Here is a 12,028-nt window from a genome sequence, read left to right on the forward strand (position 1 = left end):
AATGAAAGCCGTGGGATTTCTGAAATCACTGCCAATTAACGCGCCTGACAGCTTGATGGATGTCGACCTGCCTGAGCCGATCCTTCGACCCAACGATCTGCTGGTCGAAGTTGAGGCGATCTCGGTCAATCCCGCGGATGCCAAGCGCCGTATCCGAACGGCGGCAGAGCAGGACCATGCCGAGCCGTTCATTCTGGGATATGACGCCGTGGGCATTGTTCGTGACATGGGTCCCGAGGTCACAGGATTCACCAAAGGTGACCGCGTCTGGTATGCGGGCGATGCTGATCGTCCGGGCTCTTATGCCGAGTTGCAGACGGTCGATCATCGCATCGCGTCGATTGCCCCGAGATCGGTCAGTCCTGCGGCGGCGGCCTCGTTGCCGTTGGTGTCGCTGACCGCTTGGGAAATGCTGTTTGACCGGCTGCAAGTTCCGACAAACGAAACGCCGGCCAGCCTGCTGGTTATCGGCGGGGCCGGAGGGGTGGGCTCGATCACCCTGCAACTGGCACGCAAACTGACCGGGCTGCATCTGATTGCCACCGCCTCCCGCCCTGAAACGGTCGAATGGTGCAAGGAAATGGGCGCGCATCAGGTGGCCAATCACCGCGATCTGATCGCCGAGGTGCAGGCCGCCGGGCACGAGACCGTGGACTACATCACGCAATATGCCGATACCGCGCAGCATTGGGACGCCATGTGTGAACTGATCGCGCCGCAGGGCCGGGTCGGGACTATTGTCGAAACATCTGAGAAGCTGGATATTTCCGCGTTGCAGGGCAAGTCCGCCGCGCTGATGTGGGAGTTGATGTTCACCCGTTCGTTGTTTGGAACAGCAGATATGGCGCGGCAGGGGCAGATTTTGGCCCGTGTCGCCAGTATGGTCGATGACGGGATCATCCGAACGACGGAACAGAAAACTCTAAACGGCTTGTCGGCGGATATGCTGAAAGAAGCGCATGCGATCATTGAAACCGGTCGCATGATCGGCAAACTTGTCGTCGCATACTAATCAGAAAGACCAGAACTCCATGACAGATGCCCGGAAACTTGATGGCGAATATGACTATATCATCGTCGGCGCGGGCACGGCCGGATGTGTCTTGGCCAATCGCCTGACCGAAGACCCCAAGACGCGGGTGCTGCTGCTGGAGGCAGGTGGATCTGACAATTACCACTGGGTGCAAATCCCCGTCGGCTACCTTTATTGCATCGGCAATCCGCGTACTGACTGGATGATGAAAACCGCGGCCGAGCCGGGGCTGAACGGGCGTTCGCTGGTTTATCCGCGCGGCAAGGTGCTGGGCGGCTGCACGTCCGTTAACGGTATGATCTACATGCGGGGGCAGGCGGCGGATTACGATCACTGGCGGCAGTTGGGCAATTCCGGTTGGGGTTGGGATGACGTGCTGCCCTATTTCCTGAAGTCCGAAGATCACCATGCAGGCGACAGCGACATGCATCGCGGCGGCGGCGAGTGGAAGGTCTCGAAACAACGGCTGGAATGGGACATCCTGAAAGCCGTGCAGGAAGGGGCCAAGGAATTCGGCATTCAGCCGCGCGCGGATTTCAATGATGGCAGCAATGAAGGCACCGGGTTTTTCGAGGTCAACCAACGCAATGGCGTGCGCTGGAATACAGCGAAGGGTTTTCTGCGCCCGGCGATGAAACGCCCGAACCTGCGGGTCATGACTCATGCCGAGACCGAGACGTTGTTGTTCGACGGCAAGCGGGTGACGGGCGTCCGCTTCCAACAAAAAGGCGTGCACTATGACGCCTTGGCAGGGGCCGAGGTTTTGCTTGCCGCCGGAGCGATCAATTCCCCCAAAATTCTAGAGCTCTCGGGCGTCGGTCGGGGCGACGTTCTGGCCGAACACGGCATCGCCGTGCATCACGAAAGCGCGGGCGTGGGCGAGAACTTGCAGGACCATTTGCAAATCCGCACCGTGTTCAAAGTGCAGAACGCAAAAACGCTGAATACGATGGCAAACTCGCTGGTCGGTAAGGCGAAGATTGCGCTGCAATACGGGCTGACGCAATCGGGGCCGATGTCGATGGCGCCCAGCCAGTTCGGAATGTTCACCAAATCCAACCCTGATCTGGCCACGCCCGATCTGGAGTATCATGTTCAGCCCCTGTCCACTGACAAGCTGGGCGATCCATTGCACCCGTTTCCGGCCATTACTGTTTCAGTCTGTAACCTGCGCCCTGAAAGTGTTGGTACCTGTCATGTTCAGGGAACGGATACCAAGGTACAGCCCGATATCCGTTTGAACTATCTGTCCACGGACAATGACAGGCACGTCGCGGCGAAATCGGTGCGTCAGGCGCGGATGATCATGACGGCCAATGCCCTCAAACCTTATCAACCCGAGGAAATTTTGCCGGGCCCTGCGATGGAAACCGAAGAAGATCTTGTGAAAGGTGTTGGCGACATCGCAACGACGATTTTCCACCCTGTTGGTACGTGTAAAATGGGGTCTGACGCGTCAGCCGTGGTGGGAACGGATCTAAAGGTACATGGCCTTGGCGGGATACGTGTTGTCGACGCGTCGATCATGCCGAAAATCGTTTCAGGCAATACTGCATCTCCGGTCGTCATGATCGCTGAGAAAGCGGCCGACATGATCCGAAATGGCGTGTAACCCGCTTGGATGAACAATCTGATTAGCCGTTCATCAGGGCCAACGACGATATCGTTCGAGATTCGTATTAGAGAATAAGCTCAGACTTTTTCCAGATTTTTCACTCTCCCGGACAACCCGTCCGGGAGGGTAATCGGTGGGCTTTTGCGTCTGCTGTAGATATCATGAAAAATGGAATAAAAACAAAATGTTAAAGACATGATGTGGCGAGCAGTGCACTTTGTTTTCCGTAGGCAAAATGGATTAAAATCATTGACTGCAATTCCGAAAATGATAATAATAGCAAACACTGCAATAAATTTCAGCGACGGTTCACGAGGAGGACTGAATGCTGGGATTGCGGCCCCGGATACATGCATCGGATCAGCCGCACTCTGGAGGAAACAAAAAGGGAAGAGATGAAAATGCAGCGGAGGAATGTACTCAAGGCGGGTCTGCTGGCCACGACACTGACATTTGTTGGTGGGGCCGGGGCTTTTGCCGATGATGGCAAGCGGATCGCGTTCTTTGTGTCCGATTTGTCGAACGTATTTCACCAGTCTCAGGCGGCCGAGGCCGAGCGCTATGCAAAAGAAAAGTATGGTGCTGAGGTTGTTGTTTTTGACGGGCAGGCGGATTCTGCCGTCATGACACAGAACGTGGACCAGATCGCTGCCGGCGGTTTTGATGCAGCCACTCTGCACATCTGGGACGCCGAGGCTGCCACGCCCGGTGTAGAAGACGCGCTGGCTGATGATATCGTCATGACCTCGTTCTTCAGTCCGATCACCGACACGGGTATCCCGACTGCACGCAGCGACGAAGCCGCAGTGTCGTTCGAGATGGGCGCGCAGATGGCCAAGGCGTGGAAAGAAGCGCATCCAGACAAGCCGATCGTTATGGTGCAGCTGGGTTGGCCAAACCATACCGAGGTGAACTCGGGCCGGACGGCCCCTTTTGCCGAAGGTGTGCTGTCGGTTGATCCCGACGCCGAAAACCTGGGCGCGCTGGATTCCAGCAAGGGCCAAGAAGCGGCCAAGCAGATCATTGTCGACCTGCTGACACAACGTCCCGAAGTGAACCTGATCTATTCCGAAGCGTCGAACCTGACGGTTGGCACGATGGCTGGACTGGCTCAGTTGGGACGCGGCAAGTTCGACAACGGCAAACCACTGACCGAGATCGTGGCAAGCGTCGATTTTGACTCGGTCGAGTTCGAGCAGGTCTATGACCCGAACTCCAGCCTGAAAGTCTCGATGGGTCTGCCGCCGGTGGAAACCGCACAAGGTCGCATCGACCTGATCATGGACGTGCTGGACGGCAAGGTTGCTGCAACCTCGGACACGGCGGAAGAGTTCTTTTACAAGGCTTACACTGTCTCCTACTGGTCGATGCCAAAAGATGAGGCGGAACAGTGGCTTAAAGACCAGTTCGGCGGCTGATTGGCCCTGAACGAACCAGCGTTTGCGGGCGGGTCCGCAGTCCACCCTCGGGCCTGACCCGCAAAGCCGGTTCCTCACTTGTCGCCAGCGCCGTGACCCTAACCTCCCTAAAGGGTACGGCGCTGGTGGCAACACACTCAAACTTAGATAAGCTTGACCCATGGACGCGGCCCGTTCGCGCCCTTCGGAGGCTTGCGGAATAAAAGGGGATGATCGTGCAGACTGCTTTTGCTGAAAAAGCACTGTCCGTCAGGGATTTGACCAAGGACTACCCCGGCGTGCGCGCCGTGGACACCGTGTCGTTCGATATTGATCGCAACACGGTGCATTGTCTGGTCGGAGAGAATGGGGCCGGGAAGTCAACCATCGTCAAGATGCTGACCGGGGCGCTTGCCCCGACCAGCGGGTCGATGGCTATTTTGGGTCAGAACTATCAACCAAACAGCACGCAGGATGCGCGCGAAAGCGGCGTGGGCACGCTGTTTCAAGAACTTCATGTGGTCGACCAGTTAACGGTTCTGGAAAATCTGACCCTGGGGATGGAGGCCAGCCGGTTCGGGTTTCTGGTCAAGTCAGATCTTGAGGACCGCGTGGTCAAAACCCTTGCCGCGATTGAACCGACGATTGACCCCAAGGCGCGGGTCTCGTCGTTGAGCGTGGCGCAGAAACAGATCGTCGAGATTGCGCGGGCTGCGTCTTCGGGGGCCAGCATCATCATCATGGACGAACCCACCGCCGCACTGTCAGAGCGTGAGGTCGAACGTCTGTTTGGGGTGATCCGGCGTCTGCGGGATTCCGATGTTACGGTCATCTATATCTCACACAAGCTGGATGAGATTTTCGAGCTGGGCGACACTGTCACCGTCATGCGCGATGGCAAGCATATCGCCACCAAACCGCTGACCGAAGTGGATGGGCGACCCGAACTGATTGAGATGATGGTGGGGCGCGCGATCACTCATGATTATGAGCCGCGCGGCGAAATTGCGGACAAGCCGGTGCTGACTGTGAAGGGGATGACCAATCACCTGTTAAAGGACGTCTCGTTCCACGTAAACGAAGGAGAAATCGTCGGGTTTTATGGTCTGGTTGGGGCCGGAAAGACCGAGGTCGCACGTGCGATCTACGGTGCCGATAAAGCAGACGGCGAGGTTGATTTCAAACGTCGTAAACGCCCATCCTCACCGAAAGAGGCGATTGCGGCGGGGATCGCTCTGGTCCCCGAGGAGCGGCGCACGCAGGGTCTGTTCACCGAGCTGACGATCCGGCGCAACATTCCGATCATGAATATCCGAAAGCTGGCGCGGTTTGGTATCTTTCAGGATGAGCGCGAGAAAGAGGTTGCCCGTGAATATGTCGGCAAGCTGGGGATCGCGACCAATTCCATCGAGAAATATGCCGAGAAGCTCTCGGGGGGGAACCAGCAGAAGGTCGTTCTGTCCAAGTGCCTGTTTGCTGACGCGGATATGCTTTTGCTGGACGAACCGACACGCGGCGTCGATGTTGGCGCAAAGTCCGAGATCTATGACCTGATCCGCGACTTGGCCAATAATGGTCGGGCGATCTGTATCTTTTCGTCGGAACTGGAAGAGGTGCTGGGCATCTGTGACCGGGTTTTTCTGATGTATGACGGCCGCATCGAGGCCGAGATCCAAAACGGGGCAGAGGTCGACATTCCACATATCCTGAATGTCGTAACCGGTGGGGGCGCTGAGAAATCATGACCGATCAGGCAATCGAAGGCCGCAGACTGGCCGCACGGGACAACAGGTTAAGCGATGAGATGTTCATCACGTCTCTGGTGGCGGGTGCTGCCATCGCACTGTTCCTGCTGGCATCTGTGCTGGTGCCAAATTTCTTTCAGTTTCAAAATGTTGTGAACCTGGTAACGAACAACTGGGCGGTGATTTCACTGGGCGTCGGAGTGACGTTCCTGCTGGTTTCAGGCAATTTCGACCTGTCGGTCGGGGGCATCGTGGCGCTGTCGGGTGTTTTGGCCGTTTGGTTCGCGCAGTCAACCGAAGGGGCGAACGCTTTGTCTTCGGGCTGGGGCATGCCCACGTGGTTGGCGATGGCCTGCGCGCTGATTGGGGCGATGCTGATCGGCGCCGTCAACGCAATATTCGTTGTCGCGCTGAGGGTGCCCTCGATCATCGTTACGTTGGGCACGATGATGCTGGCGCGGGGGATCGCGCAGGTGGTCACGCAAGGCTCGCAACGAAATACTAATCTGCCGTCGGATTTCGGCGTGCTGGGGAACATGACCATGTTCGGCACCTCGATCAAACTGCCGGTGGTGCTGATGGGGATTCTGATCCTTGTGGCCGTCTTTGTCGAACGCAAGACAGTGTTTGGTCGACTGACCTATCTTATTGGCGCAAACCCCGTGGCCTCGCGCCTGTCCGGTGTGGATAACGCGCGGCATGTCATCAAGCTCTACCTGTTCAGTGCGGCCATGGCTGGCGCTGTCGGCATCCTGCTCGCGTCCGAGTTCAAATCGGGATTCTCGAACCGCGGCACGTTGATGGAGTTCGACGCGCTGGTGATCTCGCTGCTGGGTGGCGTCGCCATTGCAGGCGGGTTCGGATCCGTCATCGGGATGTTCTTCGGAGCAATCATTCTGGCGACCGTGACCTCGGCTGCAACCGGGCTGGTCCTGTCACCTGACTGGCAATTCACCCTCAAGGCCATCGCGGTATTCATCGCAATCATGGCTCAGACTTGGGCTCTGGCCCGGAGACATGCATAATGACCGACCTGACCCAAAATCCCAGTTCCGGCGACCGTGTTAAACGGTTTCTTAAGGACTATTACATTTATCTGGTCCTGATCCTTGTTGTTGTCGTGCTCAGCACCGCCAATCTGGACAAGTTCCCGCTGTTCGAGCGCGGCAACTTCCTGAGTGAGCGTAATATCATCAACATCCTGCGTATCTCGGCCCCGATCCTGACGCTGGCGGGGGCGTTCACGCTGCTGATGATCTCGGGCTATATCGACCTGTCCGTGGGCAGCGCCATGAGCCTGAGCGCGGTGGTCTATGCCATATTTGCCATCAACGGGGTGCCGTTCCTGCCCGCGTTTCTTGCGACCGTTCTGGTTGGCGTGCTGCTCGGGGCGATCAACGGCTTTCTGGTGATCCGATTAAAGATCACACCAGTGATTGCGACACTGATCACTCTGAGTCTCTACAAGGGCATCGCGCTGCTGCTGGTCGAGGATGGGGTGTCGGCCATCAAATCCGGCGGAGGTCTGAAAATGCCCGGCTGGTTCAATGAATACGGGCGTGACGGAGTGCTGCTTGGCCTGCCATGGGCTTTTTGGGTGGCCATTCTGGTGACGATTGCAATGATCATCGCACAGGATCGGATGAAGCTGGGCAAATATGCGGCTGCGACCGGTGGCAACCCGACGGCGGCCAAGCTTTCGGGCATCAACACGGCGCGGACGGTGATCCTGCTTTATGTACTGGTTGGGATCTGTGCAGCGCTGGCAGGGATCGCGCGGTCCAGCTTCATGTCACTGGGTGATCCGCTTTCGGGCGACGGGATGGAATTAACCGCTATACTTGTGGTTCTGTTGGGTGGTACAGCCTTCAGCGGCGGCGAGGGGCGTGTTCTGAAATCCTTTATCGGGGCGCTGATCATCATGTCCTTGACCGTTGGCATGTTGACACTTGTGCCCGCCTATTTCCAAACTCTGGTTGTAGGCACGGCGCTGTTGCTGGCGGCCGCCTCGAACCATTTGGTAAGCAGAAAGGACAGCGAAAGTTGAACGCAAGCGGACCCGATCCCGACACCCTGCGCCTGATTGCCCGTGTCCTGACCCTGCATTTTCAGGAAGGGCTGCTGCAGGCTGAGATTGCCAACAGCCTGAAACTGTCGACGGCCAAGGTGAACCGGCTGATTAAGCAAGGCCGTGAGATGGGCATGGTCGAGTTTCGCATCCACAGTCCGTTCCAACGCCTGTTTGATCTGGAAAGCCAGGTGAAAGCGCGCTGGCCGCTGGCCGAGTGCCTTGTGGTTGATACCGTGACCGAGAACGCTGACACTACGTTGGATCTGGTGGGAAAGACGGCGGCGCAGCATCTTCAGCACATTCTGGGGTCCGAGGATGTTCTGGCAATCTCGGGCGGCAAAACGCTCAGTGCCGTGGCGGATCATCTACAGCCGGGTGGGTCGACCTCGAACGTGGTCGTGCCACTGACCGGGGGCGTGCAGGGGCAGCATTACACAGATGTAAATCACGTCGCGACCCGAATTGCCGACGGGTTGGGCGGATCAGCAACCTTGATCCACGCGCCCTTGCATGCGGATACGCAAGCAGAGCGGGACATGCTTCTGTCAGTGCGCGCCGTGAGCGACGTGTTGGATCGGGCGCGGGCGGCGAATGTGTCGCTTTTGGGGCTTGGGGCCGTGGCAGGAGAAGGGGCAACCTATTACCGGGCACACCCGTTGTCCGAGGATCGGCGCGCCGAGCTGTATCAGGATGGCGTGCGGGCGGAATTACTTGGTCATCTGGTCGATGCGCAGGGGCTTTTGTGTGACAACGCTCTGAATTCTCGGTTGGTTAGCTTGCCATTGGATGAGGCCAAGAAGATTCCGGTTCGCATTGGGGTTGCGACCGGTGCTGACAAGGTTGAACCGGTACGCGCCGCGTTGAACGGAGGGCATATCAGTACTCTGGTCATTGACGATGTCACAGCGCAGGCCGTTCTGAATGGGGCGGTTGACTGATTTTCGCTAAAGATCGCAACTGACGCTGCGGGACTTTCCTGAGTTGCGGTTGTAGTCGCAGGAAGGCGTATATTATTTTTATACTGAACCAGCCGCTATTTGACCGGATTCAGTATGACCTCGCCTCTTGCCGCCCCGTTTCAGCTTGGAAACAAAGCCACGATCCGCAACCGTTTCTTCAAATCTGCCGCCAGTGAGCAGCTCGGCGATCGAAACCGCAATCCCAAACCGGGGCTCGCCACGCTCTATCAGACTTGGGCCAAGGGCGGCAGCGGATTGGTGATGACCGGAAATGTGATGGTTGATCGCTCGGCACTGGGTGAGCCGTTCAATGTGGTATTGGACGACGAGAGCGATCTGGACGCGTTCCGCAACTGGGCCAAGGCCGGAACAAGTGATGGTGCGCATTTGTGGATGCAACTGAACCATCCCGGCAAACAAAGCCCTAAACAGATCTGCCCGGAACCTGTTGCCCCGTCTGCCGTTCCGCTTGGGGTGGCCTTGTCCAAAGGCTTCAACCCACCGCGTGCGCTGACTGAGCCCGAGATCGAAGCGATCATTTCCCGTTTCGGGCGGGCCGCAGAGTTGGCCAAAGAAGCAGGTTTCACCGGCGTGCAAATCCATGGCGCACACGGCTATCTGGTCAGTCAATTCCTGTCGCCTCACCACAATCGACGAGACGACAAATGGGGCGGATCGCTGGAAAACCGGATGCGCTTTGTGCTTGAGATCTATGCCGCCATCCGTGCCGCCACCGGACCTGCCTTTCCCATTGGGATCAAACTCAACTCAGCCGACTTCCAGAAAGGCGGGTTCACCGAAGAGGATTCGATGAACGTGGTCAAAGCGTTGGAGGAAGCCGGGATCGACCTGATCGAAATCTCGGGCGGCACCTATGAAGCCCCGGCCATGATGAAGGGAAAGCGCGAAAAGGAACAGAGCGCGTCAACGCAGAAGCGCGAGGCCTATTTCCTGCAATACGCCGCCGAACTGCGCAAAACGGTGAACGTGCCGTTGGTCGTGACAGGTGGCTTCCGAAGTCGTGCGGGTATGGAAGATGCCTTGAACAGCGGAGCAACCGACATGGTGGGCCTGTGCCGTCCGTTGATCCTGCAGCCTGATCTTCCGAACGCAGCCTTGGCAGACCCGAACTATCGGTACGAGTTGAAAGAACCCAGCACGGGCATCCGCGCCTTGGACTTCATGACGATGATTGGCTTGACCTGGTATGAAGGCCAGTTGTGGAGGCTGTCACGCGGCAAGCCGACTCGCACGGATCTGCCGCCTAAGCTGGTTGCGTTGTCGATTATCTGGAAGTCGATCATCAGCCCCCGCGCGCGTCTGCGTGCCTGAGCGGACAAGGCGAAAGGGCGCCTTGGCTATCGCTGCCCTTCAGCAACCAAAAGGTAAGCGTTCACTGCCGGGAATGAACAGCGGTTCTGGCCACGCCCGGCGGCGACCCATGCTCTCGCGCATAGGCCCGCACGAAACTGGACGGATCCGAATATCCGACGCGCCAGGCGACAGCCGAAACGCTGAGGCCCGTGGTTGTCAATAACTCATGCGCTAAAGCCAGCCGCGCGGTAACAAGCGTGTGCCGGAACGTGGTTTTTTCTTCCCGCAACCGTCGGTTCAGGGTGCGCGGGCTGACAGCCAGTTGCCCGGCGACCCTTTCAATTTTTGGGTTGGCGTTGATATCGGCCAACACCACGTCGCGCACACGGGCGGCCCATGGTTTCAAATGGGGCGTGCGGCGGTTCAGCAGCGCACGGCATTGGTCAAGACAGCGCGTCAACTCTGTAGGGTCATGTAGCGGCAAGGGGTGATCCAACAGAGCCCTCGGGAATATAACGGCATCCAGCTTGCCATGCGTCTTGACCGGCAGTTTCAGCTCGCGTTGCAGTGTCTCGGTGAATTGAGGATCGTCCAGCGTTGTATAGATCGCCGTCTGATCGGGAATGCGGTCGGGCAGCAGGGCGCGGGCAAAAGATGTCAGAACCGTCAGGTGGCGTTCCAGCACAAACCTTTTCAATTCAGGGGGCAGTCGCGTCATGTCATAGCGGATCACGGCACGGTCCCCGTCTTCGATGACTTTGAGTTTCGCAATCAGAAAAGACAGGTTGGCAAATTCGACAGCCGTCCTAAGACCGTCCCGCAGCGTCGGGCTGCTGAGAATGGCATAGCCCCAAATTCCAAACATCGAGAGCTTGTAGCTGCGGCCGATCTTGATCCCCAGACCGGGCTTGTCCGGTGCGCGTTTCAGGAAATTGGCAATAGCCGTCAGTTCTTGTGACGTGCTGATCTGCGGCTCGGAACTATACAGGTCGAACGGGCTTAGGCCTGTATTTTCAAGGCATTGTTCTGTGGACACACCGAACCCCGGCGCTGCTTCACACAGGGTACGCAAACTACCAGGAAGGCGAGGATGGTCGGGGTCGCTCATGACCGCGAAGTAAAGGGTGTGGCGTAAAATGTCAAAACATTGGCCGGATTGGGTATCGGCTTTTGGAGCGCGATCCTTACTTTGAGGGTTGGGAGGACATCATGCGATTTGCGTCAAAACTGGCTGTCCCCGTGTCCAAGACCATCGGAGAAACCCGTGAGTACTGATATGTTACGAGACCTGGTGCCCGATGGGGGATGGAAAACACTCGACGATGCGCGCCTGACCCCCCTCAGCAAGTCTGAATTGGGACCGTATAAGCGGTTCATTCTGCACATGATCGTCAAGATCGGTGGTGCGAAATCCACCAATCTGTTCCAGACGTTTTTTCGCAATTTCCGCGTCTATTTTACCTTCGCCAAGTTCAACGCCAAGCTGATGCCCAAGGGTGAGCTGACCCGGCGTCAGACCGAACTGGCGCTGCTGCGAGTGGGTTGGAAAACCCGGTCCTATTACGAGTGGAGCCACCATTGCGATATCGGAATGCGCGCCGGCCTGACCCCTCAGGACATTCTGCGTGTCACACAGGGGCCGCAGGCTGAAGGGTGGTCTGCGGATGAGAAGGCCATTCTGACCGCCGTGGATGAGATGATCGACACCCATCAGGTCACGCCTGAAACATGGCAGGCGCTGACCGCGCATCTGGATGAAAAGCTGATGATCGAACTGCTGTTCCTGATCGCCACCTATACGGGGCTTGCGACCATCCTCAACAGTGTCGGCGTGCGGCTGGAACCCGAGATCGACCAGATCATGGAGCAGACGCGGCTGTAATCGCGGCCCCCT

The 12,028-nt window shown here is 57.6% G+C and carries 10 protein-coding genes; 9 read left to right on the top strand and 1 reads right to left on the bottom strand.

From position 1 onward, the window contains the following. The first annotated feature begins 1 nt into the window (after position 1). From ACR0MS_RS09565 to ACR0MS_RS09600, 8 genes are all read left to right on the top strand, one after another. Complete coding sequence (locus ACR0MS_RS09565; protein ID WP_480576123.1) at positions 2–1,012, top strand: zinc-binding alcohol dehydrogenase family protein; 1,011 nt, start codon at positions 2–4, stop codon at positions 1,010–1,012. A 19-nt stretch (positions 1,013–1,031) separates the two neighbouring features. Further along, on the top strand, positions 1,032–2,645 hold the full coding sequence (locus tag ACR0MS_RS09570; RefSeq protein ID WP_480576126.1) for a GMC family oxidoreductase: 1,614 nt from the start codon (positions 1,032–1,034) through the stop codon (positions 2,643–2,645). 404 nt (positions 2,646–3,049) lie between these two features. Further along, a complete protein-coding gene (locus tag ACR0MS_RS09575) occupies positions 3,050–4,066 on the top strand; it encodes a sugar ABC transporter substrate-binding protein (RefSeq protein WP_480576129.1) in 1,017 nt (338 codons plus the stop codon). A 215-nt stretch (positions 4,067–4,281) separates the two neighbouring features. Next, positions 4,282–5,790 carry a sugar ABC transporter ATP-binding protein gene (locus tag ACR0MS_RS09580; protein ID WP_480576132.1) on the top strand — a complete coding sequence of 503 codons (1,509 nt, stop codon included), beginning with the start codon at positions 4,282–4,284 and terminating at the stop codon, positions 5,788–5,790. Continuing rightward, a complete protein-coding gene (locus ACR0MS_RS09585) occupies positions 5,787–6,815 on the top strand; it encodes an ABC transporter permease (RefSeq protein WP_480576135.1) in 1,029 nt (342 codons plus the stop codon). The genes ACR0MS_RS09580 and ACR0MS_RS09585 overlap by 4 nt, the downstream gene beginning before the upstream one ends. Next, entirely contained in the window at positions 6,815–7,837 is a 1,023-nt protein-coding gene (locus ACR0MS_RS09590; RefSeq protein WP_480576138.1) for an ABC transporter permease, read from the top strand. The genes ACR0MS_RS09585 and ACR0MS_RS09590 overlap by 1 nt, the downstream gene beginning before the upstream one ends. Next, a complete protein-coding gene (locus tag ACR0MS_RS09595; protein ID WP_480576141.1) occupies positions 7,834–8,799 on the top strand; it encodes a sugar-binding transcriptional regulator in 966 nt (321 codons plus the stop codon). The genes ACR0MS_RS09590 and ACR0MS_RS09595 overlap by 4 nt, the downstream gene beginning before the upstream one ends. Positions 8,800–8,913: 114 nt before the next feature. Continuing rightward, entirely contained in the window at positions 8,914–10,152 is a 1,239-nt protein-coding gene (locus ACR0MS_RS09600) for an NADH:flavin oxidoreductase/NADH oxidase family protein (protein ID WP_480576144.1), read from the top strand. A gap of 61 nt (positions 10,153–10,213) precedes the next feature. On the opposite strand, the gene ACR0MS_RS09605 is transcribed toward ACR0MS_RS09600, so the two are convergent. Beyond that, a complete protein-coding gene (locus ACR0MS_RS09605) occupies positions 10,214–11,170 on the bottom strand; it encodes an AraC family transcriptional regulator (protein WP_480576147.1) in 957 nt (318 codons plus the stop codon). A 228-nt stretch (positions 11,171–11,398) separates the two neighbouring features. Here ACR0MS_RS09605 and ACR0MS_RS09610 point away from each other — a divergent pair, with 228 nt between their 5' ends. After that, complete coding sequence (locus ACR0MS_RS09610; protein WP_480576150.1) at positions 11,399–12,016, top strand: carboxymuconolactone decarboxylase family protein; 618 nt, start codon at positions 11,399–11,401, stop codon at positions 12,014–12,016. Positions 12,017–12,028: the final 12 nt, after the last annotated feature.

The sequence above is a fragment of the Ruegeria sp. CJ2 genome (assembly GCF_056536745.1).